The organism is Micromonospora trifolii (genome assembly GCF_050516465.1).
GTDB lineage: Bacteria > Actinomycetota > Actinomycetes > Mycobacteriales > Micromonosporaceae > Micromonospora > Micromonospora trifolii.
Map to the genome: position 1 here is coordinate 2,762,983 of NZ_CP191526.1, position 23,276 is coordinate 2,786,258.

Below are 23,276 nucleotides of genomic sequence, written 5' to 3' on the forward strand. Positions count from 1 at the left end.
AGTCGTCACGTACCCGGGGCCCAGCTGCGCCCGCCACCGCGGGTGCGACTCGGCCGGTCCGGTCGTAGCGTGGGGCGCATGCGAACCACCACGCTGGGCAGCACCGGTCCCGAGGTCGGCGTCATCGGCCTCGGCTGCATGGGCATGAGCCACGGCTACGACATCACCGGCCCTCGCGACGACGACACGTCGATCTCCGTCATCCGACAGGCACTGGACCTGGGCGCGACGCTGATCGACACGTCGGACGTGTACGGGCCGTACACCAACGAGGAGCTGGTCGGGCGAGCGCTGGCCGACGGTCACCGGGAGCGGGCCGTACTGGCCACGAAGGTCGGCCTGGTGGCCACCTCCCCCACCGGTGGTCCCGGCAACTCACCGAAGATCGGCAACAACGGCCGCCCGGAGCACATCCGCGCGGCGATCGACGAGAGTCTGCGCCGGCTCGGCACCGACCACGTCGACCTCTACCAGCTGCACCGGGTCGACCCGGAGGTGCCCATCGAGGAGTCCTGGGGCGCGATGGCCGAGGTCGTCGCGGCGGGCAAGGCCCGGCAGATCGGGTTATCCGAGGTGACTGTCGCGCAGATCGTGCGGGCCCAGGCGGTGCACCCGGTGGCGTCGGTGCAGTCCGAGCTGTCACTGTGGACGCGCGACCCGTTGACCGAGGTGTTGCCGTACTGCGCCGAGCAGGGCATCGCCTTCCTGCCGTTCTCCCCGCTCGGTCGCGGTTTCCTCGCTGGCCGGTTCACCTCGTTCGACGACCTGCCCGCCGACGACTTCCGGCGCGGCCTGCCGCGCTTCCAGCAGGACGCGCTGCGCGCCAACCTCGCCATCGTCGCCCGGGTCCGGGAGATCGCCGACCGGGCGGGCTTCAGCCCCGCGCAGGTCGCCCTCGCGTGGGTGGTCGCCCAGGGCCAACAGGTCATCCCGATCCCCGGCACCAAGACCCCGAAGTACCTGGTGGACAACTGCTCGGCCGCTGACGTGCGCCTCAGCGCCGAGGACCTGGCCGACCTGGACGCGCTGCCCGCACCCGAGGGTGGCCGCTACTGAGACTCTGGCGGCCCGGCACCACGCGGCCGGGCCGCCACCGGCGGGCCGAACCTGACCCCGACACCTGGCGAGTAGAGCGCGCTGACCGGCGGCCCGACCGGTGCCGGCAGCCCGGCGGCGGCGACCAGCTCGTCATCCAGGTGCAGCACCTCGGCCCGGTGCAGCGGCCAGCTCGGATGCCAGTTCGGCAGGTGCAGCGTGCGCCCGTACGCCCGGGTGTGCAGGCCCCACCGGGCGGTGACGAAGTGTTCGAGCGGGGTCGGCTCGACGATCCGCTCCCCCACCCGCACCACCATCCGGCTCGTCGTGCCCGCCGGCCCCGGCCAGCGCCGCCGGCAGCGGTAGGTGCGACGGTCGCCGTCGCGATCCAACCGCATCGACGACCAGAGGTACGGCAGGCGCAGCGTCGCCCGCGCCACCAGCACGGGCAGCAGGCGGGACGCGTCGAGCGACCGGAACACGACCGCTCGGCGGCCGGCGTCGTCGACCGAGTAGAGCCGGACGTTGGTCTCCCAGAAGGTGCCGAAGTACGGCACCCCCGGGCCACGGCCGAAGCCCAGCCCGACCATCCGGAAACCGATCAGGCCCACGTAGCTGACCCCCTGCACCGTGTCCGGGCGGGTGCCGGCGGGCAGCAACGGCGCGACGACTTCCGGAGCGACGGCCCAGTGCAGGAAGGTGAGGTCCTCCCAGCGCTGGCGCAGGAGCGCCCAGGGGAACGCCTGCCGGGGCGCGTGGTCGACCGGTTCGGGGTGCACGCTCCCATAGTGGCCCAGGCGGTGGGCCGGCGTGGCCTCAGGCGTGCGGACCGACACTGACCGTGCCGATGGTCAGCGACGCCTTGCCCTCCAGGATCTCGCCGACCCGCTCGACCTCCTCCCCCAATGCCCGCTGCTGGGCGGCATCGAGCGTCCGCAGCGGCTCGACCGTGACACGGATCGAGCGGCCGGAGCGGCGTTGATGCCACACGCCGGCGACCACCCCGTCGACCAGCAGCACCGGATAGTTACCGGCCTGGCCACCGGCGAGCGCCCGCTCGGCGGCGGCACCGGGGAAGAGCTGTTCGCGGGGGTGGCAGCCGACCGCGTACGCGTCGAAGTACGGCAGCAGCCGCAACCCGGACGGCCGGTCGTCGGGGAATTCGGTGTCGTCGGCGGCCACCCAGGCCCGGGTGCCCTCCACCGTCAACTCGGTCAGGTCCAGCGAGTCGAACAGCAACGTCGCCCACCCCGGCGCCACCGCCAGCCACCGGGCGAACTGTGCCGGGGTGGCCGGCCCGTACGCGTGCAGGTAGCCGCGGGCGAGGGCGGCCAGGGCGGCGGGACCGGGCATCGGCGCGAAGTCGGGCAGCCAACGGGTCGGGCTGGTGTACGTGCTGACCCGACCGCGATTCGCGCCGAAGCAGACCACACCGGCCCGGGTAGCGGCGGTCATCGCGGCGATCCACCGGGGCCACTTGTCCTGGAACGCCTCCATCACCAGGTCGCCAGCCCACGGGCCGGTTCGGGCGACGATCTCCTCGGTCAGCTCGGCGGTGGTCAGGTCGGCCTCGGCGACCGCGTCGGCGATGGCCGCGAGGACCTGCTCGGTCTGCCGGGGCGTCAGCAGGACCACACTCCGCTCCCACGACGGGGCCGGCAGCGCGGACAGGGCGCCGACCCACATCGGCAGGTCCGCCGCGGCGAGCAGGTGCACCGTCCCCCGCGGCCCGCGGGTCTTGACCAGGGTGCGGTCCGTCCACAGTGCCCGGCGCACCAGGGCGCGGGTCGTGCCCGGCACCCGCAGTCCGATGGACAGCTCGGCGGCCGACGCGATCTGGGCGTGCGCGCCGCAGATCGCCGACACCACGTCGGCGACGCTACCGGCGTCCGGTGCCGCGCCCGCCGCCGAGGTGCAGAGCCGGTGTCGCGCAAGCCGTCGGGCGGACACCTGCGCCCAGCTCAGTTCGGTCATCGCAGGCCCCTGAAGAACGCGCGGATGTCCGCGGCGTGCGCCAGCGGCTCATCCATCGCCACGAAGTGGCTGCCCGGGTTGCCCTGCGGCCAGTGGACGATGGTGTTGTCCCGCTCGGCGAGCCGGCGCATCAGCGCGGAGCCGCCGCCGTACACGCCGGACGGCACCCGCCGCTGGCCCGTGGGCCAGGCGAAACCGCCATCGTCGGAGACGGTGAGTCGCTCGTACATGGGCCACGATGACGTTCCCGATGTGCCGGTGAGCCAGTAGAGGCTCACATTGGTGAGCAGGTGGTCCCGGTCGATGGCCTGCTCCGGCGTCGGCACCGTCATGGTGAACTCCTTGAACTTCTGCATCATCCAGGCCAGCAGCCCGACCGGCGAGTCGTTCCAGGCGTACGAGAAGGTCTGCGGCGCTGCCCGCAGCAGCGCGTGATGGTCGACGCCACCGCTCATCCACTGCTGCATCTGCTCCCACTCGGCGCGTTCCGCCGTGCTCATGTCCGGCACGTCGGCGGCGGTCGGAAAGCCGAACCCGCCGTCGATGTGCACGCCGACGACCTGCTCCGGTGCCACCGCCGCCACCCGTGGCGCGATGTACGCGCCGAGGTCGCCGCCCTGGGTGCCGTAACGGTGGTAGCCGAGGCGGGCCATCAGCTCGACCCACATCCGGGCGAGCCGGTCGATCGTGAACCCGGCCGGCGGCGCCTGCGAGAAACCGTAGCCGGGCACCGACGGCACCACCACGTGAAACGCCTGCGCGGGATCCCCGCCGTGAGCGCGCGGGTCGGACAGTGGGCCAATCAACTCGGTGAACTCGACCACGGAGTTCGGCCAGCCGTGTGTCAGCAACAACGGCAGCGCGTCCGGCTCCGGCGAGCGGACGTGCAGCAGGTGCACGTCCAAGCCGTCGATCTCGGTGACGAGCTGGGGGAAGTCGTTCAGACGCGCCTCGTGGGCCCGCCAGTCGTAATCATTCGCCCAGTACTCGGTCAGCTCGCGCAGGTACTCCACCGGCACCCCACGGCTCCAGCCGGTGCCGGGCAACGAGCGGGGCCACCGGGTGCGGGAGAGCCGGTCACGCAGGTCGTCGAGGTCGGCCTGCGGAATGTCGATGCGAAATGGCGTCATGGCGGGAACGCTACGGCCCATATAGGACAGGTTCTGGCACACATCGCTGGCATTGTGGAACCATGTCCGACACCCCCGCCCGACTGCTGGGCCTGCTGTCGCTGTTGCAGACGCCCCGCGAGTGGCCCGGCAGCGAGTTGGCCACCCGGCTCGGCGTCAGCCTGCGCACCATCCGCCGCGACGTGGAGCGATTGCGCGACCTCGGCTACCCGGTGCAGGCGACGATGGGCGCCATCGGCGGATACCGCCTGGTCGCCGGCAAGGCGATGCCGCCGCTACTGCTCGACGACGACGAGGCGGTGGCGATCGCAGTCGGTCTGCGCACCGCCGCCGGTCACGCGGTGGCCGGCATCGAGGAGGCCTCGGTACGGGCGCTGGCGAAGCTCGAACAGGTGCTGCCGTCCCGGCTGCGGCACCGCGTCAGCGCGCTGGGCGCTGCCACCGAGCCGCTGCTCACCTGGGACCGACCGACTGTCGACCCCGAACACCTGAGCGCGCTGGCCGCCGCCGTCAACAATCGTGAGCAGCTGCGGTTCACCTACCGCCGCCGCGACGGCGTGGACACCGAACGGCTCGTCGAGCCGTACAAGTTGGTGTCGGCGGGTCGGCGCTGGTATCTGGTGGGATACGACAACGACCGCGACGACTGGCGGATCTTCCGGCTCGACCGGATCACCGACCTGCGGCCCACCCGGACCCGGGTCGCCGCCCGGCAACTGCCGGCGTCCGACGCCGCATCGTTCATGACGGAGAAGCTGCTGGAGCTGACGCCCGTCTACCGGGCGGTGGTGACGCTGCACGCGCCGATCGAACGGATGGCGGGCCCGCTCGGTGGCGCCGGCGTCGATCTGGAGCCGATCGACGCGACCTCGTGCCGGCTACGCAGCAACGCCGACACCCTGGAGTGGCTGGCGTGGCGCCTGCTGACCCTCGGTTGCGACATGGAGGTGCACGAGCCGCCGGAGCTGATCGCGCACCTGCGGCAGATCGGCACCCGCGCGACCCGCGCCGCCAGCCCGACCGCAGCGTAGGACGACCAACCGGCCCGGGACATCGGCACGCCGGTCCGCCGTACGCTTGATGGAGCACAAGCGTTCAGAACAGGCGCTTCGGGGAGGAACTGGGCGTGACGCAGAGCGACGGGGAGCTGGTCGTGCTCGCGCAGGCGGGAGACGCGGCTGCGCTGGGGGCGCTGCTGGCCCGGCACGAGGCCGGGATGCGGGCCGTCGCGCTGAGCGTCCTCGGTTACGGGCCGGACGCCGAGGACGCGGTGCAGGACGCGATGGTCGTCGCCCTACGTCGCATCGGCGAAGTCCGCGACCCGAACGCCGTCGGCCCCTGGTTGCGGGCCATCGTCCGCAACAACAGCCGGATGGCGTTGCGCGGGCCCAGAGCCGTCCCGGTCGCCGAACCCGAGTGGTTCACCCGCCCCTCCGACACACCCACCCCGGAGGAGGCACTGGACCGGGCTGCGATGCGCGACTGGGTGTGGCACTCCATCGGGCAACTGTCCGAACCTGACCGGCTCGTCACCCTGCTGCGGTACTTCAGCGACGCGTCCTCGTACGAGCAGATCGCGGCCGTGTGTGGCGTGCCGGTCGGCACCGTCCGCAGCCGCCTCAGCCACGCCCGCCGGGCGCTCGCCGGTGGCCTGCGGACGGCGGCGGACGCGGCGCACACGGACGTCGGCGCCTCGAACGACTCGCGGTGGCGAGAGGGCCGGGACATGATCACCACGGCGATGGGCGGCGACTTCGAGCGGGTGGTCCGCGAGAGCTGGTGGCCGGACGCCGAGATGATCGTGCCCGGCGGCCCGCGCGGTGGCCGGGACCTGGCGATCAGTGGCATGAACCGCGACCTGGCCGCCGGGGTACGTCAGCGGTTGCGCAACGTGGCGGCCAGCGGCGACGTGCTGATCTGGGAGACCGACCTGATCAGCCCACCCGACGACCCGGAGCACTGCCCACCCGCAGCGCTGTGGTTGCAGGTGCTGCGCGAGGGCCGGGTACGCCAACTCACCCTCTTCCACCCCGTCCCGGCGCTGGTCTGAAAAAACTTCCCCGGCCGAGCGAACTTTTGCCTCGACCCGCGCATCTGGTCCGTGTCATGCACCAGTTGCCGTGTCGGCGGACGCCGCGCGGGTCTCGGATCGGGAGATAGTTCATGGGTTCCACCAGCCACGACGTCAGCGCCCTCGCACCCGGTGCCCACACGTTCACAGTGGATGGCGTTCGGCAGGTCTACCACGTCGCCGGCACCGGCCCGGTCTGCGTGGCGCACTCCGGCGGCCCGGGCATCGAGTGGGCGTACCTGCGGACGCCCAGCCTTGAGACGCACTTCACAATGGTCTACGTCGAGCCGGTGGGCACGGGCGCGTCGGGGCCGCTCGACAACGCCGACGATTACCGTCTCGACACGTATGTCCGGTTCCTGCACGCCGTCGTCGAGCACCTCGGCGAACCCCGGGTCTACCTCCTCGGGCACTCGCACGGCGGTTTCGTCGTCCAGCGGTACGCGCTCGCCCACCCGGACCGGATCGCCGGCCTCGCCCTCTACGACACCTCGCCGGTCACCGGCGCCGAGTTCTGGGGCGAGGCCATGGCCGGCCTCGCCGCCTACCCGCAGCGGCACCCGGACCGGCCGGAGGCGGCGGCGGTCCCGGCTGCCTTCGCGCAGATCGGCGGCGCGACGGACGACGAGTCGTTGGGGGCCGCTCTGCGCGCCGCCCTGCCGGTGTACTTCGCGGACTTCTGGGGCCGACAGGACGAATTCGCCCCGTTTCAGGCGGCCGTCCGGATCTGGGCGACGCCGGCCGGCGCGCAGGACCCCACGCCCTTCGACGTACGGGGAAACCTCGGTGAGATCACCGTGCCCGTCGTGGTGATCGTCGGGGCGTACGACTTCATATGTGGCCCCCGCTGGGCCGAGCAGTTGCACGCGGGGCTTCCGGATTCGCGGTTGGTGACGCTGGGGCGAAGCGGACACTTCGCGCACATCGAGCAGCCGGTGGAGTTCACCGACGCCGTGGCGGAGCTGCTGAAGCGTTGACCCATCGCGGCGCCGCCCGCCCCGAGGTCCGTTCGTCACAGCGGGCAGGCCTCGGGGTGGGGGCGCGTTGCACGGTCATAGGCTGAGCGCTTTGCTGCACCGTGACGAAGAGGAGACCGCCGTGAGCCAGACCGAACGGATGGATTCCGTCGACGAGTGGAACGTGGCCGAGGACGACGGCGTCCTGGACGCCTCCGACACCCTCGACGACAACCGGGTCGGCGACCCCCTCGACACCGGCATCATCGCCGAGGACCACTGGACGGCGGCAAACCGGTTCGGCACCACGCCGGCCGAGGAGCGGGCGGGCGAGTCCTTGGAGCAACACCTCGCCCAAGAGGTGCCGGATGTCGACCCGTACGCCGAGGGTGGCGACGACGAGGACGAGCTGACCCGCCGGGGATACGAGGCGGAGGCGCGCGCCGGCCGTCTCGTCGCCTACGACGAGGGCGTCCGAGAGGACGACGAAGCCGAGTCGGTGGCGTGGGACGCCGGCATCGACGCGGGTGCCGCCAGCGCGGAGGAAGCGGCGATCCACCTGGTCGAGGACCCGGACGGGCCCGGCGACGGGCCGTTGCGCTGACGCCGTACCCGCCGCGCTCGGCACCTCATCGGGTGCCGAGCGCGGCGGGGTCGGTCAGTGGATGACGACGGGCGTCCTGACCTGCTCGCCCTGCGGGTCGTCGAGCTGCGCCGGCTGACGTCGGCGCGGCAGGAACGCCGCCGGGATGATCGTGAGCACGACCAGCGCGAAGGCGACCCAGAACGTGCTGGCGAACGACTTGGCGGCGAAGTCGAGCCCGCGCTCGATGAGCGACGGGTCCACCGGCATCTGCTGAAGCAGCTCCGGCCGCTGCTGGGAGGCGATGGCCAGCCCGGCTTCGGTGACCGGCTTGCCACTCTCGTCCACCAGGCCGGGGATCGGCCGGGAGCCGTTCAGCTCGTTGGTGAGAATCACCGACATCACGGCGGCGCCGACCGAGCCGCCGATCTGCTGGAGGATGTTGACCAGCGTCGAGCCGCGGGCCACGTCGTTGGCCGACAATGTCCGCAGCGCCGACGTCATGATCGGCATCATCGTGCCGCCCATGCCCAGGCCCATCACGAACAGCGACCCACCGAGCAGCCAGTACGAGGTCTGCGGGTCGACCTGGGTGAAGCCGAAGAACCCGACGACGATGAGCCCCAGCGCGAACGGGACGGTCCGCCCGATCGGCACCCGGTCGGCCAGCGTGCCGGCGATCGGCATGGTGATCATCGCGCCGATGCCCTGCGGGGCCATCAGCAGACCCGCGGCCAGCGTCGACTCACCGCGCACCTGGAGGAAGTAGCTCGGGAACAGCAGCCCGGCGCCCATGAACGCGATGATGAACACGAACATCGTCACCGACGCGATGGTCAGGCTGCGGTTGCGGAACAGCCGCAGGTCGAGCAGCGGGTGCCGGGGCTTGAACGAGTAGAGCACGAACGCCACCACCAGCGCGCCGCCGACCAGCATCGGGGCCCAGACCTTGGTCTCGGCGAAGGTGCCCGTCTCCGGCAGGGACGAGACGCCGTAGAGGAAGAGGGCGAGGCCCGGCGAGAGCATGAGCATGCCGACGAAGTCGAACGACTCGGACGGCTCGGGCGCGTCCTTCGGCAGCGCGACCTGCGCGTAGATCAGGGCGATGACGCCGATCGGCAGGTTGATCAGGAAGATCCAGTGCCAGCTCGCGGTGTCGATCAGCCAGCCACCGAGGATCGGGCCGCCGATCGGCCCCAGCAGCATCGGGATGCCGAGGACGGCCATCAACCGGCCGATCCGGTGCGGCCCGGCCGCCCGGGTCATGATGGTCATGCCCAGCGGCATGAGCATGCCGCCACCGAGGCCCTGAAGGACGCGGTAACCGATCAGTTCGCCGATCGTGTCGGCCATGGCGCAGAGCCCCGACCCGATCGTGAACAGAGCCAGCGCCACCATGTAGAGCCGTTTTGTGCCGAACCGGTCCGCCGCCCACCCGCTGAGCGGGATCACGGTGGCGAGAGCCAGGGTGTAGGCGGTCATGGTCCAGGCGACGCGGGCGTAGGACGCATCGAACTCGCTCTGGAATTTGGGCAGCGCCACGCTGACCACCGTCACGTCGAGGATCGACATGATCGCGCCAATGACCACGACGCCGGCCACCTTGAGCACCGCGCCGTCGAGTTTGTCCGAGGTCGCGAGGGATTGCTGTGTCACTAACTCTCCTGAAGTCGATTGAGCCGGCCGATGGTGGGCGGTGGCGGCGATGCCGCGCCAACCGGGCGCGGGGCGCGAGGTGCCAGGACGACGACGCGCGCAGGAAGACTAACCGCCAGCTGTGACGATTCGCCGCCGGATTTCGTGACCGCCCGACCGCGTATCCGATCGGCCGTGCGACTGTGGCCGGACGTCGGGGTGGCGATCAGCCGGCAGAACCGCGAGCTAGAAGCGGGTCGCGGTTCGGATCAGCGCGGTGAGGGCAGGCGCAGCCCCCGTCCCGCAGCACCAGAGCTCGCCGGAGAGGGCCGGTGATGAGACGACGTTGTCGACCGAGGTCGAGTGGTTGGCCTGCTCCGCTGAGGACGGCGGGAAGGATCGTGGCGTCGCAGGCGAGACGGCGCACGGCCGCGGGGGTGAGGTGCAGGCCGGTGTCGAGGGTGCCGGTGAGTCGCAGGCGGCCGTCGGTGAGGGTGGAGAGCGTGAGGTGGCGGTCGCGGGTGGCGCGGCGGGCCTCGGCATCCAGGGCGGCTTTGGCGGCGGCGTCGGCGATGTCGGGTGCGACGTGGTCGAGAGGGTGGGATCGAATTGCCCGGCCCACTCGACGAGCACTCCGAGGGCTTTGTCAGCGACCTCGGGACCGGCGGCGGTCTGCACGCTGTCGACCGTGTCGGCGATGACCCGGGCCTGATCCAGGGTGACGTGGCCATCGGCCGTGCGTGGCGTACCCCGGGGTTGCCGGTGTCCAGCACGGCGGCGAGGTCGACGAGGCGGCGGGCGGCCGGGATGGTGAGGCGTAAGCGTTCGCGGAGCCAGACCGCGGTGGAGGAGGCGCCCTGCGCGGTGGCGGTGCCTCGGCCGTCGAGCTCACGGATCAGGGCCACCTTCACTGCGGCGAGACGCTGCTCGATGCGGTACGCGGTGTCGAGCGCGGCGGTCAGCTCGCCCTCGGACTGTGCCCAGGTGGCCGTATCGGCACAGCCGTGATGGCGCCCTCTGCCTGCGTCAACTCTTCGACCACGACCCAAATCTAGAACAGGAGTTCGACGCCTTCAGTCATCGTGATCGATCTGGCTGCCATGACCGGCAGAGAACTAGTTGCTGCGCTTGCTGGCGTCGAGGGCAGCCTGCTCCACTCGCTGGTGGTGGTCCAGCCACCATGACTCGTCCACGGGAGGCAGGTTGTCGTTCCTGGGCAGCAGCCCGGCCGCGCCGTCGATGAGTTCGCGCACGATGTCAGCGTGGCCGGCGTGCCGTTGGGTTTCCGCGATGACGTGGACCAGGACGTGGTGCAACGTGACCGCCGCATCGCCCCACCACGGCACGCGGCCGACCTCATCCAGAGCGAGGGCTTCAATGGTGGTGTCGGCGTGGGCGATCGCGCGACGGTACAGTGCGACGATCTCCTCGCGGGTCTCATCCGCGGTCGCCCACATGTCGGCATTGGTCTCCGCCCCGTCGCCGACATACGGCAACTCCTGCTCGAACGGTCGGCCGAACACGGCGCCGAAGTAGAGGATCTCCATGGCCGCCGAGTGCTTCACCAAACCGAGCAGGTTGGTCGCAGTCGGGGTCAACGGACGCCGAATATCGTATTCGCCGAGCCCGTCGAGCTTCCACAGCAGCGAGTCGCGGCCGCCCTTCAAGTAACTGTGCAGGTCTGCCTTCATCGCGGCACTATGGCATCCGACTGGGTGTCGGCGTTGCCCCGGACGATCCGACGTGAGGTCTAGCTCGGCTAGGCGGTGACCACCGGCACGGCGGCGGTGAGCGCCCAGTCGTGCCCGATGTCGGCGGCCGCGCGCAGCAACTTCGGAAGGTGCTCCTCGCGCAGGGTCTCCAGCGAGGTCTCGGCGGCGTGCACTGTCACGTTGATGGCGGCGACGACCCGCCCGTCGCCGTCGCGTACGCCGGTGGCGACGGACCGGATGCCCGGCGCCAGGTCCTGGTCGGCGAGCGCCCAGCCCTTCGCCCGGACCTCGCGCAGCACGGCGTCGAGGTCGCCCGGCGCGGGCTGCCAGCGCGGCGTGATGCCGGAGCGGCTGGGCTCGGCGAGGACGGTCTCCAGCGTGTCCGGTGGGAGGGCCGCGAGCAGGACCTTGCCCATCGACGTCGCGGGTGCCGGGAAACGGGTGCCGATGGTGACGCCCAGAGTGACGATCTTGGGGACGGCCACCCGGGCGACGTAGACGATGTCGCTGCCGTCGAGCTGGGCCATCGAGGTCGACTCGTTGGTCTGCGCGACGAGCTTCTCCATGTGCGGCCGGGCCACGTCCCACATGTTCAGCGCGTTGACGTACGCCATCCCCAGCTCCAGGACGCGCGGGGTGAGGGTGTGGCCGCGGCCGACCGCGCGGACGTAGCCCAGCGATTCGAGCGTGATGAGGATGCGCCGGACGGTGGGGCGGGCCAGGCCGGTGGCGGCGGCGAGCTCGCTGAGCGTCATCGAGGGGCAGGCGGGACGGAAGGAGCGCAGGACGTCGAGGCCACGGGCGAGAGCCTCGATGAAGTCGGGCCCGGCGCCCCTTCCGTTGTCACTCATGTCCTTAATGCTTCCATTGCGCCGACCCGGCGTCCCACTCGGTGTACTGGTACGGGTTCTCCAGGATCGCGGTCTCGGGGACGTCCGGGTTCATGCCCCGCTGCCACGCCTCCTCCCCCATCGCCTCGCGGAGGTGATCGATGGTCGACGCCACAGCTGCCCGCGCGGCGGCGAGGTCGACGCCGACGAGGCGACCGTCCCGCTTCACGACCCGGCCACCCACCAGCACGGTGTGCACGTCGGCACGCTGGGCCTGGAAGACAACGTGACCGTGCGGGTTCAGGATCGGGAACATCGCCGGCGAGGCGTCGTTCTTGATCAGGACGACGTCGGCCTGACGCCCGGGGGTGAGGGCGCCGATCATGGCGTCCATGCCGAGCGCGCGGGCGCCGCCTCGGGTGGCCCACTCGACGACCTGCTCGGCGCGCAGGTGGCAGTGGGTGATGGTCTCCTGCTTGGCGTGCGCCTCCAGGTGCTCCCGGGAGCGGTCCGCGCCGAGCGTGCTCCGCATCGCGGAGAAGAGGTCGCCGCTCCACCACACGCTGGTGTCCATCGACAGCGATACCGGGATGTCGTGGTGGCGCAGCTGCCAGGGGGGTGGGTAACCCTGGCCGGCGCTCTGCTCGCTCTCGGTGGAGACGGAGACCGAGCCGCCGGTCGCGGCGATCCGGTTGTACGAGTCCTGGGTGAGCGTCGCCGCGTGCACGTACACGGTCGAGGGGTTCATGAACCCGTTCTCGTGCATCAGTCGGATGCCGTCGTCGTTGGTGGCGCCCCACACGCCCGCGTGGGTGGTCACCGCGACGCCCAGCTCCCGGGCCACCTCGAACGCGGCCCCTTCCGGGAAGGCGGGGTCGCCGGTGACGTCGAACGCCAACTGGAAGCCGGCCAGCTTGCCACCGTCGACGCGGCGGCGGTGGAAGTCGCGGAACTCCGGCGAGGTGGCCCACTCCCACGGCCCCTGCTGGATGTTGCCGTAGGCGAGCACGAACCGTCCGTCGACCGCCTCCAGGGCGTCCACGGCGGCGTCGGCGTGCTCGGGTGTCTGCAACCCGTGCGACCAGTCGACAGTGGTGGTGACGCCGGCGTCGATCGCCTCGATCGCGCCGAGCAGGTTGCCGGCGTAGACGTCCTCGGGCCGGAACAGCCTGCCCGACTCGAGGTAGTACCAGACGAAGTACTGGGTCAGGGTCCAGTCGGCGCCGTACCCGCGCATCGCGGTCTGCCACAGGTGCCGGTGGGTGTCGACCATGCCGGGCATGAGGATGCCGTCGGTGGCGTCGATCTCCAGGGCGTCGTCGGGTGCGGTGAGGCCGACGCCGACCTGCGCGATCCGGCCGCCGATGACCAGCACGTCGGCGCCGGGCAGCACCGTGTGCGCGTCGTCCATGGTGAGAACCAGGCCGTTTCGGAAGACCACCGGCCGGTCGGTTGCGCTCATTCGCCACCCATTCCTTTCGGAGTACGAGGGGAATCCGGACTGTTGTCCGCTGTGCGGCCAGCCCGAGTGGCGCAAGCGTGGTCCCGGTCACCATTCGTGTCAAGAGTGTGGTCCCGCGCCACAAACGCACCGTTGACACGCACGGTGCGGTATCGCAAGCTGTCCCGGCGGACAGGTGTCCGCAGAACGGGCGGGAACATGGTGCAGCAATCGACAGGCCCACTGGCCGGCCTGCTCGTCGCGGACTTCTCCCGGATCCTCGCCGGGCCGTACGCGACGATGCTCCTGGCCGACCTGGGCGCCCAGGTGATCAAAGTGGAGAGCCCCGGTGGCGACGACACCCGCACCTGGATGCCGCCCACCCGCGACGGGGTCTCGACGTACTACCTCGGCATCAACCGCAACAAGCGGTCGGTCGCCCTGGATCTCAGGAAACCCGACGACCTGGCCGCCGCCCAGGAGTTGGCCCGCCGCGCCGACGTGCTGATCGAGAACTTCCGGCCCGGTGGCCTCGCCCGGTTCGGCCTCGACTACGACACCATCACCGCGAACAACGACAAGATCGTGTACGCGAGCATCAGCGGCTTCGGCACCGGCGCCGGTAGGGACTTCCCCGGCTACGACCTCATGGTGCAGGCCATCTCGGGTCTGATGAGCCTCACCGGCGACCCGGACGGCTCGCCGTACCGCGCCGGGATCTCCGTCTTCGACGTGATGGCCGGGCTGCACGCCAGCATCGGCATCCTCGCCGCGCTGCACCACCGTGGCGAGACCGGACGAGGGCAGCACGTCGAGGTCAACCTGCTCAGCTCGGCACTGTCCGGGTTGGTCAACCACTCCAGCGGCTACGTCGCCGGCGGCACCGTCCCGTTCCGGATGGGCAACGCGCACCCCAGCCTCTTCCCGTACGAGCCACTGCCCACCGCCGACGGCGAGCTGATCGTCATCGCCGGCAACGACGGGCAGTTCCGCAAGCTCTGCCAGGTGCTCGACCTGCCCGCCCTGCCGGACGACAGTCGTTTCGGCCGCAACCAGGACCGCACGGCCAACCGCGAGCAACTGCGACCCCTGCTGGTCGAACGCCTCGCCAAGCGGACCAAGGACGAGTGGTTCCGGGACCTGCTCGCCGCCGGCGTCCCGTGCGCGCCGATCAACACCATCGACGGCGGTGTGGCGCTCGCCGAGGAGCTGGGGCTCGACCCGGTCGTCACCGTCGGCGACGTGCCCGGCGTCCGCAACCCCATCACCTTCTCCGACACCCCGGCCCGGTACGAGCTGCCGCCACCGGGGCTCGACGAACACGGCGAGGAGATCCGCGCGTGGCTGAAGAGCTGAGCTTCCCCACCGGGATCGGCACCTCCGATCCGACCACCATCTCCCTGCTCGGGCAGGACCTGGCCGCCGACCTGATGGGTACGGTGGGCTTTGGCGAGCTGGCATACTGGCTGGTCGCCGGCCGCCGTCCCACCCCGGGTGAGGTACGGGTCTTCGAGGCGGTGCTGGTGGCCCTCGCCGACCACGGCTTCACCCCGACGGCGATCGCCGCCCGGCTGACGTACCTGTCCGCTCCCGAGTCGTTGCAGGGCGCGCTCGCCGCCGGCCTGCTCGGCGGCGGCTCCCGCTTCCTCGGTGTCACCGAGGACTGTGGACGCTTCCTCGCCGACACGCTCGCCCAGGCCGGCGAGGTGACCGACTACGACGCGGTGGCGCTCGACGCGGTCACCCGGGCCAAGCAGGAGCGTCGACTGGTCCCCGGGCTCGGGCACCCCGTGCACAAGGAGCAGGACCCGCGCACCCCCGTGCTGATCCGGATCGCCAGCGAGGAGGGTCTGCACGGCCCGCGCCTGCGGCTGTTCGAGGCGATCGGACGCGTCCACCCGCAGGTGCTCGGCCGCACCCTGCCGCTCAACGGTGCCGGAGTCTGCGGGGCGGCCCTCGCCGACCTCGGGCTCCCGGTCGAGATGCTGCGCGGTTTCGCCCTGCTGGCCCGCGCGGCGGGGCTGCTCGGGCACCTCGCCGAGGAGCGACGACGACCGCTCGGCATGGACATCTACCGCACCGTCGACCGCAACGCCGTCTACGAACCCTGATCTCCTAGTCCACCCCCGAAAGGAGCGGGAATGGCCTCCATCGTCGCGGTCATCGCCTCCACCCACCACCCCTTCTACTACCGGGCCAGCACCGCCACCGGCGAGGATCGACCACCGTTCGCCGACGAGTGGACCCGCAAGATCCTTGCGTTCCGGGAGACGTTGACCCGGGCCCGGCCCGACGTGCTGGTGATGGTCGGCTCCGACCACTTCCACCAGCTCTGGCTGGACAACATGCCGCAGTTCCTGGTCGGCAAGGCGCCCTTCTATGACGCCAACTGGTACAACGAGGAGCGCGAGTTCGGGCTGCCACGGATGCTGCTCAAGGGCCAGGAGGAACTGTCCGGGCACATCCTGCGGGCCGGGCTCGACGCCGGCTTCGACCTCGCGTTCAGCAACGAGCTGCGCATCGACCACAGCATCACCTGCCCGATCATCACGCTGCGGCCCGAGGCCGACCTGCCGATCGTGCCGATCTACACGAACATCTTCGCGCCGCCGCTGCCGCAGCCGAAGCGCTTCGTCCAGCTCGGCCAGAGCATCCGGGAAATCGTCGGGTCGTGGCCGTCGCACCTGCGGGTGGCCGTCATCGGCACCGGCCACCTCTCGCTGGAGCTGGGCGGCCCCCGGCAGTTCGGCCCGCACGGCCCGGACCCGGAGTTCGACCAGCGGGCCGTCGAGTGGATCGCCAACGGCGACCTGGATGAGTGCCTGCGCGAGGTCACCCTGGACAGCCTGCACTCACCGGGCAACGCCACCCACGGCTTCATGGACTTCATGCTGATGATGGGCGTGGCCGGTGCCGGCGTGAAGGCCGACTACGTCGACACCCTCGATCTGTTCCACACCATGGAGGCGTACTTCACCTGGTACCCGAACGGAGCGCCGACGGCATGAGCAAGTATCTGCTGAACAAGTTCCTCTTCACGGTCGATCGGGACCCGGAGCTGGTCGAGCGCTACCGCAGCGAGCCGCGCGAGCTGGTCGCCCGGTGGGAGGCCGAGTACGCCAACACGGTGCTGAACTGCCACACCGGCGAGGCGAGCACCTGGCTACGCTTCGACGACGTGGAGCGCGAGGCGTTGGCCACCCACGACCACGTGAAGCTCTTCGAGCTGGGCGCGCACCCGTTCCTCACCCTGACCCTCTTCATCGCCCTCTTCGAGCGGGACAACACCGAGCCGCTGGAATACCAGAAGTCCTACGGCGCGCGGCTGGCCCACTTCTCGATGCCCTACCCGGACATCGCGACGTGATCCGCGCGGCCCTGCTCACCACCTGCGGCGCCGCACCGACGATCGCCGAGCGGCCGGCGCCCGTGCCGGCCGACGGTGCGGTGGCGGTCACCGTCGAGGCCGTGCCGATCACCCCGCTGGACGTGCTCTGCGCCAGCGGCACCAGCTACTTCGGACCGCCGAGCACCCCGTACGTGCCGGGTGTGCAGGGGGTCGGTCGGCTCGCCGACGGCACCGCGGTCTGGTTCGGCACGTCGGCCGGGATGCGCTCCGGTGTCGACGGCAGCATGGCGACCACGGTCACCGTGCCCACCGTCGACGTGGTGGCGCTGCCGGCCGGCGTACCGCTGACCCTGCTCGCGGCCCTCGGCCTCTCCGCGGTCGCCGCGCACGAGGCGCTGACCCACGCCGGCGGCCTGACGGCTGGCGACCAGGTCATCGTGCTCGGCGCCGGGGGTGTGGTCGGTCAGGCCGCCGTCCAGCTCGCCCTGCTCGGCGGCGCCCGCCGAGTCATCGCCGTGGCCCGGTCGGCCGCGGCACGGGCCCGCGCCGAGGAGCTCGGCGCCGCCGTCGCCGTCCCGCTGCTCCCCGACGACGATGTCGCGGCGATGGCCGACCGGTTGCGCCACGCCGCCGACGGGCCGATCGACCTCGTCCTCGACCCGGTCTTCGGTGTCCCGGCCGCGGCGGCGCTGCGGGTGCTGCGCCCGGGTGGCCGGCTGGTCAACCTGGGTAGCGCGGCCGACGCGACAGCACCCATCGAGTCCGCCGTGCTGCGCAGCGGCGCACTGCGGATGATCGGCTACACCAACAACGGGTTGTCGACCGCCGAGCGGGCCGCGGCGCTGACCGTGGTGGCCGGACACGCGGCGGCCGGCCGGCTCACCGTCGACCACGAGATCGTGCCGTTCGACGCCATCGCGGACGCCTGGGCCCGGCAGGACGCCGGCACCACCGCCGGCCGGATCGTCCTCGCGCTGCTTTGACCTGGCCGGGCCCCAGCCAGGGATCGCGGAACCGTGGATAAACCGCACCTGGTTGGGGTTCGGCAGTGGTGCGACGGTCGGTCCATGACACCTTCCACCTACACCGTCGCAGGCCACTGGATCGGTGGCGAGACCGTCACCGGCTCCGCCGGCACCCTTCCCGTCGTGAACCCGGCCACCGGCGAGGTCGTCGCCGAGACCCCGGCCGGCACCGCCGCCGACGTCGACCGCGCCGTCGCCGCGGCCCGGGCCGCCTTTCCGGCCTGGTCGGCGACCACCCCGCAGCACCGGGCGGACGTGCTGCGCCGCCTCGGCGCCGGCCTGGCCGCCCGCACGGAGGAGATCGCCCAGGCGATCACCGCCGAGATGGGCTCCCCGATCGGTATGTCCCGGACCGCCCAGGTCGCGTTCCCGGCCGCTGTGGTCGAGTCCATCGCCAGCCTGGCCGACGACTTCGCCTGGACCGAGGAGGTCGGCAACTCGCTGATCGTCCGCGAGCCGATCGGCGTGGTCGGCGCGATCACGCCGTGGAACTTCCCGCTCCAGCAAATCGTCTCCAAGCTGGCGCCGGCCCTGCTCGCCGGCAACACGATGGTCTTCAAGCCATCCGAGAACGCCCCGCTGACCGCGCACATCCTCGCCGAGGTCGCCGCCGAGGCCGGCGTACCGGCGGGTGTCTTCAACGTCGTCTACGGCACCGGCGCGACCGTCGGCGAGGCGATCTCCGCCCACCCGGACATCGACATGATCTCCTTCACCGGCTCCACCCGGGCGGGGCAGCGGATCTCCGCGGTGGCCGCGGCGACCGTCAAGCGGGTGGCGTTGGAGCTGGGCGGCAAGGGCGCGAACATCATTCTCGACGACGCCGACCTGCCCACCGCGGTCGAGCGGGGCGTGATGATGGCGTTCGCCAACGGTGGTCAGGTCTGCGGCGCGTGGCCGCGGATGCTGGTGCCCGCCTCCCGTCAGGACGAGGTCGTGGCATTGGCCGTCGAGGCCGCGAAGCAGTACACAGTCGGCGACCCGGGCGACGAGGCCACCCGGATCGGGCCGATGGCGTCCGAGACCCACCGGCAGAAGGTCATCGGCTACATCGAGCGGGGCATCGCCGACGGCGCCCGGCTCGTGTTCGGCGGCCCGCAGCGGCCCGAGGGGCTGACCGTCGGGGCCTACGTCCAGCCGACGATCTTCGCCGACGTCGACCCGGCCTCCGCGATCGCCCAGGAGGAGATCTTCGGCCCGGTGCTGACGATCATCCCGTACGCCGACGAGGAGGAGGCCGTGGCCATCGCCAACGGCACGCTGTACGGCCTGACCAGCGGCGTCTTCGGTGAGCCGGAGCACGCGCTGGCGATCGCGCGGCGGCTGCGCGTGGGCCAGGTCGACGTGAACGCCGGCCACTGGAACCCGCTCGCCCCGTTCGGCGGCTACAAGCACTCCGGCAACGGCCGCGAGTTCGGCCGCTTTGGCCTGGAGGAGTTCCTGGAGACCAAGTCCATCCAGCGCTGACGCACCAGCCCCGTCAGCCCCGTCAGCCCCGTCAGCCCCGTCAGCCCCAAGATCGTGCTGGATCCTGGTTGTAGTGGCTTCGAACGCCCGGCACACCACTACAACCAGGATCCAGTGCGATCTTGGGGGCGGGCGGAACACCGCCCCCGGGCTCGTCTGTTGCACCGAACGTGCCGCGCCGCCGCCGGCACCTCGTGATCGGAGACACCGTGGACCGCGCCCAACTCGCCAGCTTCCTGCGCACCCGCCGCGAGGCACTCCAGCCGGAGGACGTCGGGTTGCCCCGGGGCCCGCGCCGGCGCACCGGAGGGCTGCGGCGCGAGGAAGTCGCCACGTTGAGCGGGATGTCCACCGACTACTACAGCCGGTTGGAGCAGCAGCGCGGGCCGCACCCCTCGGAGCAGATGCTCGCCGCGCTGGCCCGGGGCCTGCGACTGACCCTCGCCGAACGCGACCACCTGTTCCAGCTCGCCGGTCACGCCGTTCCGCGCCGCGCGGTGCGGGCCGACCACGTGAACCCGGGAATGATGCGGATCCTCGACCGGATGCACGACACCCCGGCCCAGGTGGTGAACCACCTCGGCGAGACCCTGGCGCAGACCGCGCCGGCCATCGCCCTGCTCGGTGACGAGACCCGGTACACCGGGTTGGCGCGCAGCGCGCACCACCGCTGGTTCACCGACCCGGCGGCACGACAGCTGCACCCGGTGGAGGACCACGAGACGAGGAGTCGACTCCTCGTGGCGCACCTGCACGCTTCGTACACCCGGGACGGCCGGGGTTCGCGGGCGATGGCGCTCGTCGACGACCTGCTCGCCAAGAGCCCGGAGTTCACCCGACTGTGGCAAGAGCACCCGGTGCCTGGCGGCTACTGTCCGCCGAAGCACTTCCTTCACCCCGAGGTGGGGTCGATGGAGCTGCACTGCCAGACGCTGGTGGACCCGGACGAGTCTCAGACGCTGCTGGTCTTCACCGCCGTACCCGGGTCGCCGAGCGACGAGAAGCTGCGGCTGCTCGCCGTGATCGGCGGCCAGCTCGTCTGACCGCGATCAGCTCCGGGCGGGGTAGCGGGCCGGGCTGACGCCCAGGTAGCGCCGAAAGTGGCGGGTCAGGTGCGCCTGGTCGAAGAACCCGGCCGCGACGGCGGTCTCGACGGGCCGCTGCCCGGCGAGGAGCAGGCGACGCGCCAGCTCGACCCGACGGCCGGTCAGGTACGAGTGCGGTGGCACGCCGTGCACCTGGGTGAACGTCCGGACCAGGTGGGTCGGGTGGGCGTGCAGCAGCTCAGCGGCCTCCCCCAGCGTGACGCCCTCGACGGTCCGGGCGTCCAGCAGCTCCCGTAGTCGCACCGCGAGGCCGCGTCCGACCGGCTGGCCACCGACCGGGGAGCGCTGGCGGAGCTGGCGGCGCAGCCGGTCCAGGATGAACGCGAGTCGGCTCTCGGCCTCGAACTCGTCACCGGGTGCGGCGAGTACCTGGTGCAGGTGGTGGATGCGGTCGCGCAGCTGCGGATCGGCCAGGTCCGGCTCGTCGACGGCCCGGCCGACCAGTTCGGCGTCGAGCGCCGAGGTGTCGAGGTACAGGACCCGCTTGCGGAAGCCGTCCGGTGTGGCGGAGCTGCCGTCGTGCGGCACGTACGGCGGCAGCAGGGTGACCGACGTGCGCAGCGCGCCGTGCCGGTGCCGGTCCAGGTCGAAGCGGACCGCGCCGTCGTCGACGATCAACAGCGTCCACACCTCGTGGATGTGCCGGGGGTAGGCGTGGTCCACGAGATGGGCGTGGAAAACCTCGGCGACCCCGGCTACCGCGGGTCGCCACGCGCTGACGTGCGAGCCCGCCGGGCGGGTGACCACGCTAAGAACGTACAAGACCGGTAGGCGTCGGGGCGGGCAGGCTCGACGCCATGACCGAACCGATCCGCTTTCCCACCAAGATCGCCGTACTGCTTCGCAACGACCTGGCGAGCTGGCAACGGCTGAACGTCACCGCCTTCCTGGTCAGCGGCATCGCGAGCACGCTGCCGGAGCTGGTCGGTGAGGAGTACCGCGACGCGGACGGCGCCAGCTACCTGCCGATGTTCGGCCAGCCGGTGCTGGTCTTCGTCGGGGATCGGGCGACGTTGGTCGGCGCGCACTCCCGCGCCCTCGCCCGTGGCCTGCGGATGGCGATCTTCACCTCCGAGCTGTTCGCCACCGGCAACGACCGGGACAACCGCGCCGCTGTCCAGGCGGTCGGACGGGAGAAGCTCGACCTGGTGGGCCTGGCGCTGCACGCGCCGCGCAACGTGGTGGACAAGGTGCTCAAGGGTGCGTCCATGCACCCGTAACGGCATCCGTGGCGACGAAGACATTGATATCGGTGTGTATGGCTGTAATGATTAATACACTTTACAGTTGTTTCGCCGCCCCGGAAGGACCCCCACATGGCGCGACGATTGGCCGGGCTCGTGCCCCGCCGCCCCCGCATCAGACTGACCGCCGCGCTCGCCGCGGCCCTGCTCGCCCTACCGACCGGCCTGGTCGTCGGCGCATCACCCGCGATGGCGGCCGCGACGGGCGCCATCACCGGATACGGCGGCAAGTGCGTCGACGTGGCCGCCGCGAACCCTGCCAACAACACGCCGGTGCAGCTCTTCACCTGCAACGGCTCCACCGCGCAACAGTGGACGGTGGCCGACGACGGCACGATCCGGGCGCTGGGCAAGTGCCTGGACATCGCCGCCGCCAGCACCGCCAACGGCGCCCGGGTGCAGATCTACGACTGCAACGGCACCGGAGCGCAGCAGTGGTCGCCCAGCGCCGGGCAACTGGTCAATCCCACCTCGGGCAAGTGCCTCGACGCGACCGGCCCCAGCTCGGCCGACGGCACCCCGCTACAGATCTGGAGCTGCACCGGCACCGCCAACCAGACCTGGGCGCTGCCCACCGGCGGCGGCACCACACCGCCACCCTCGGGTGGTTTCACCCACCCCGGCGTGCTGGTCAGCCGAGGCCAGCTCGACTTCGTCCGCGGCCGGGTGCAGGCCGGGGCGCAGCCGTGGGCGGCGGCCTACAACCAGATGATGAGCAGCCGGTACGCCTCCCTGTCGCGCACCCCGGCGCCCCGTTCGGTGGTCGAGTGCGGTTCCTACTCGAACCCGAACAACGGCTGCACCGACGAGCGGGAGGACGCGATCGCGGCGTACACCGACGCGCTCGCCTGGTACTTCACCGGGGACGCCCGGTACGCGCAGAAGTCGATCCAGATCATGGACGCGTGGTCGGCCACGATCACCGCGCACACCGGCAGCAACGCCCCACTGCAAACCGGCTGGGCCGCCTCGGTCTGGCCCCGGGCCGCCGAGATCATCAAGTACACGTACACGAGTTGGCCCAACGCCAACCGCTTCGCCACCATGCTGCGCAACGTCTACCTGCCGATGGTGCGCAACGGCTCGAACAGCAACGGCAACTGGGAACTGACCATGATGGAGGCCACCGTCGGCATCGCGGTGTTCCTGGAGGACCGGGCCGTGTACGACGCGGCGGCCACCCGCTTCCTCAACCGCGCCCGGGCCTTCGTCTACCTGCCCAGCGACGGCGCGTTGCCGTACACGATGCCCGGCAGCGGCCTGGACACCAGCGCGGAGATCATCGGCTACTGGCAGGGCCAGTCCACCTTCGTCGCCGGCCTCGCCCAGGAGACCTGCCGCGACTTCGTCCACACCGGGTACGGGATCTCCGCCATCTCGCACGTCGCGGAGACCTCCCGCATCCAGGGACGGGACCTGTACCCGCAGGTCGGTGAGCGGCTGCGTCAGGCGCTCGGCTTCCACTCGCGCTACCAGCTCGGCGAGGCGCCGCCCTCCTGGCTCTGTGGCGGCAGCCTCACCCGGGGCCTCGGGCCGATCACCGAGGTCGGCTTCAACGCGATGAGCACCCGGTTGGGCAACGTCATGACCAACACCCAGACCCTCACACTGCAACAGCGTCCGGCCGGAACCAACAACCTCTTCGTCGCCTGGGAGACGCTGACCCACGCCAACAACCCCAACTGACCAGGCCTCCGTGGGGTGGCGCCGAACGCGCG

The 23,276-nt window shown here is 71.3% G+C and carries 23 protein-coding genes and 1 pseudogene; 14 read left to right on the forward strand and 10 right to left on the reverse strand.

All coding sequences use genetic code 11. The features are described from left to right. Nucleotides 1-78: 78 nt before the first annotated feature. Nucleotides 79-1,056: an aldo/keto reductase gene (locus tag ACQRWP_RS12850; RefSeq protein ID WP_430502449.1), complete on the forward strand. Its 978-nt coding sequence runs from the start codon at nt 79-81 to the stop codon at nt 1,054-1,056. Here ACQRWP_RS12850 and ACQRWP_RS12855 read toward each other — a convergent pair. From ACQRWP_RS12855 to ACQRWP_RS12865, 3 genes are read right to left on the reverse strand one after another with little or no spacing between them, the layout of a single operon-like run. Next, nucleotides 1,050-1,814, reverse strand: a complete 765-nt coding sequence (locus tag ACQRWP_RS12855; protein WP_430502450.1) for a YqjF family protein — start codon at nt 1,812-1,814, stop codon at nt 1,050-1,052. The genes ACQRWP_RS12850 and ACQRWP_RS12855 overlap by 7 nt on opposite strands. 37 nt (nt 1,815-1,851) lie before the next feature. Beyond that, on the reverse strand, nt 1,852-3,009 hold the full coding sequence (locus ACQRWP_RS12860; RefSeq protein WP_430502451.1) for a winged helix DNA-binding domain-containing protein: 1,158 nt from the start codon (nt 3,007-3,009) through the stop codon (nt 1,852-1,854). Further along, nucleotides 3,006-4,139, reverse strand: a complete 1,134-nt coding sequence (locus tag ACQRWP_RS12865; RefSeq protein WP_430502452.1) for an epoxide hydrolase family protein — start codon at nt 4,137-4,139, stop codon at nt 3,006-3,008. The genes ACQRWP_RS12860 and ACQRWP_RS12865 overlap by 4 nt, the downstream gene beginning before the upstream one ends. A gap of 62 nt (nt 4,140-4,201) precedes the next feature. Here ACQRWP_RS12865 and ACQRWP_RS12870 point away from each other — a divergent pair, with 62 nt between their 5' ends. The 4 genes from ACQRWP_RS12870 (at nt 4,202) to ACQRWP_RS12885 (ending at nt 7,770) form a co-directional block, all read left to right on the forward strand. Further along, nucleotides 4,202-5,170, forward strand: coding sequence for a helix-turn-helix transcriptional regulator (locus tag ACQRWP_RS12870; RefSeq protein ID WP_430502453.1), 969 nt, complete (start codon nt 4,202-4,204; stop codon nt 5,168-5,170). Nucleotides 5,171-5,265: 95 nt separating this feature from the next. Then, nucleotides 5,266-6,189, forward strand: coding sequence for an RNA polymerase sigma factor (locus ACQRWP_RS12875; RefSeq protein WP_430502454.1), 924 nt, complete (start codon nt 5,266-5,268; stop codon nt 6,187-6,189). A gap of 113 nt (nt 6,190-6,302) precedes the next feature. After that, the gene (locus tag ACQRWP_RS12880; protein ID WP_430502455.1) at nt 6,303-7,187 is read left to right on the forward strand and encodes an alpha/beta fold hydrolase; all 885 of its coding nucleotides are present in this window, start codon (nt 6,303-6,305) and stop codon (nt 7,185-7,187) included. 121 nt (nt 7,188-7,308) lie between these two features. Continuing rightward, a complete protein-coding gene (locus ACQRWP_RS12885) occupies nt 7,309-7,770 on the forward strand; it encodes a DUF5709 domain-containing protein (RefSeq protein WP_430502456.1) in 462 nt (153 codons plus the stop codon). A 54-nt stretch (nt 7,771-7,824) separates the two neighbouring features. Here the strand turns inward: ACQRWP_RS12885 and ACQRWP_RS12890 are convergent, their stop codons facing one another. The 6 genes and pseudogenes from ACQRWP_RS12890 to ACQRWP_RS12915 form a co-directional block, all read right to left on the reverse strand. Next, nucleotides 7,825-9,405 (reverse strand): DHA2 family efflux MFS transporter permease subunit, encoded by a 1,581-nt coding sequence (locus tag ACQRWP_RS12890; RefSeq protein WP_430502457.1) that lies wholly within the window; start codon nt 9,403-9,405, stop codon nt 7,825-7,827. Nucleotides 9,406-9,610: 205 nt separating this feature from the next. After that, on the reverse strand, nt 9,611-10,006 hold the full coding sequence (locus ACQRWP_RS12895; RefSeq protein ID WP_430502458.1) for a DUF222 domain-containing protein: 396 nt from the start codon (nt 10,004-10,006) through the stop codon (nt 9,611-9,613). Between the two features lie 199 nt (nt 10,007-10,205). Beyond that, nucleotides 10,206-10,295, reverse strand: a pseudogene (locus ACQRWP_RS12900) (hypothetical protein); the annotation flags it as partial. Between the two features lie 204 nt (nt 10,296-10,499). Continuing rightward, nucleotides 10,500-11,075 carry a DinB family protein gene (locus ACQRWP_RS12905; RefSeq protein WP_430502459.1) on the reverse strand — a complete coding sequence of 192 codons (576 nt, stop codon included), beginning with the start codon at nt 11,073-11,075 and terminating at the stop codon, nt 10,500-10,502. 68 nt (nt 11,076-11,143) lie between these two features. Further along, on the reverse strand, nt 11,144-11,947 hold the full coding sequence (locus ACQRWP_RS12910; RefSeq protein WP_430502460.1) for an IclR family transcriptional regulator domain-containing protein: 804 nt from the start codon (nt 11,945-11,947) through the stop codon (nt 11,144-11,146). Nucleotides 11,948-11,951: 4 nt separating this feature from the next. Beyond that, nucleotides 11,952-13,388, reverse strand: coding sequence for an amidohydrolase family protein (locus tag ACQRWP_RS12915; protein ID WP_430502461.1), 1,437 nt, complete (start codon nt 13,386-13,388; stop codon nt 11,952-11,954). A 198-nt stretch (nt 13,389-13,586) separates the two neighbouring features. On the opposite strand from ACQRWP_RS12915, the gene ACQRWP_RS12920 reads away from it, so the two are divergent. From ACQRWP_RS12920 to ACQRWP_RS12950, 7 genes are all read left to right on the forward strand, one after another. After that, nucleotides 13,587-14,723 carry a CaiB/BaiF CoA transferase family protein gene (locus ACQRWP_RS12920; protein WP_430502462.1) on the forward strand — a complete coding sequence of 379 codons (1,137 nt, stop codon included), beginning with the start codon at nt 13,587-13,589 and terminating at the stop codon, nt 14,721-14,723. After that, the gene (locus tag ACQRWP_RS12925; protein ID WP_430502463.1) at nt 14,708-15,478 is read left to right on the forward strand and encodes a citryl-CoA lyase; all 771 of its coding nucleotides are present in this window, start codon (nt 14,708-14,710) and stop codon (nt 15,476-15,478) included. The genes ACQRWP_RS12920 and ACQRWP_RS12925 overlap by 16 nt, the downstream gene beginning before the upstream one ends. 30 nt (nt 15,479-15,508) lie before the next feature. Continuing rightward, nucleotides 15,509-16,375, forward strand: a complete 867-nt coding sequence (locus ACQRWP_RS12930; RefSeq protein WP_430502464.1) for an extradiol ring-cleavage dioxygenase — start codon at nt 15,509-15,511, stop codon at nt 16,373-16,375. Further along, nucleotides 16,372-16,734 (forward strand): hypothetical protein, encoded by a 363-nt coding sequence (locus tag ACQRWP_RS12935; RefSeq protein WP_430502465.1) that lies wholly within the window; start codon nt 16,372-16,374, stop codon nt 16,732-16,734. Before ACQRWP_RS12930 ends, ACQRWP_RS12935 begins: the two co-directional genes overlap by 4 nt. Beyond that, a complete protein-coding gene (locus tag ACQRWP_RS12940) occupies nt 16,731-17,699 on the forward strand; it encodes a quinone oxidoreductase family protein (RefSeq protein WP_430502466.1) in 969 nt (322 codons plus the stop codon). The genes ACQRWP_RS12935 and ACQRWP_RS12940 overlap by 4 nt, the downstream gene beginning before the upstream one ends. Before the next feature lie 84 nt (nt 17,700-17,783). After that, on the forward strand, nt 17,784-19,208 hold the full coding sequence (locus tag ACQRWP_RS12945; protein WP_430502467.1) for an aldehyde dehydrogenase family protein: 1,425 nt from the start codon (nt 17,784-17,786) through the stop codon (nt 19,206-19,208). A gap of 209 nt (nt 19,209-19,417) precedes the next feature. Continuing rightward, nucleotides 19,418-20,251: a helix-turn-helix transcriptional regulator gene (locus ACQRWP_RS12950; protein WP_430502468.1), complete on the forward strand. Its 834-nt coding sequence runs from the start codon at nt 19,418-19,420 to the stop codon at nt 20,249-20,251. A 6-nt stretch (nt 20,252-20,257) separates the two neighbouring features. Here ACQRWP_RS12950 and ACQRWP_RS12955 read toward each other — a convergent pair whose 3' ends face one another. Next, nucleotides 20,258-21,061, reverse strand: a complete 804-nt coding sequence (locus ACQRWP_RS12955) for an AraC family transcriptional regulator (protein WP_430502469.1) — start codon at nt 21,059-21,061, stop codon at nt 20,258-20,260. Nucleotides 21,062-21,111: 50 nt separating this feature from the next. On the opposite strand from ACQRWP_RS12955, the gene ACQRWP_RS12960 reads away from it, so the two are divergent. Next, a complete protein-coding gene (locus tag ACQRWP_RS12960; protein ID WP_430502470.1) occupies nt 21,112-21,534 on the forward strand; it encodes a DUF2000 family protein in 423 nt (140 codons plus the stop codon). A gap of 96 nt (nt 21,535-21,630) precedes the next feature. Then, entirely contained in the window at nt 21,631-23,244 is a 1,614-nt protein-coding gene (locus tag ACQRWP_RS12965; protein WP_430502471.1) for a ricin-type beta-trefoil lectin domain protein, read from the forward strand. Nucleotides 23,245-23,276: the final 32 nt, after the last annotated feature.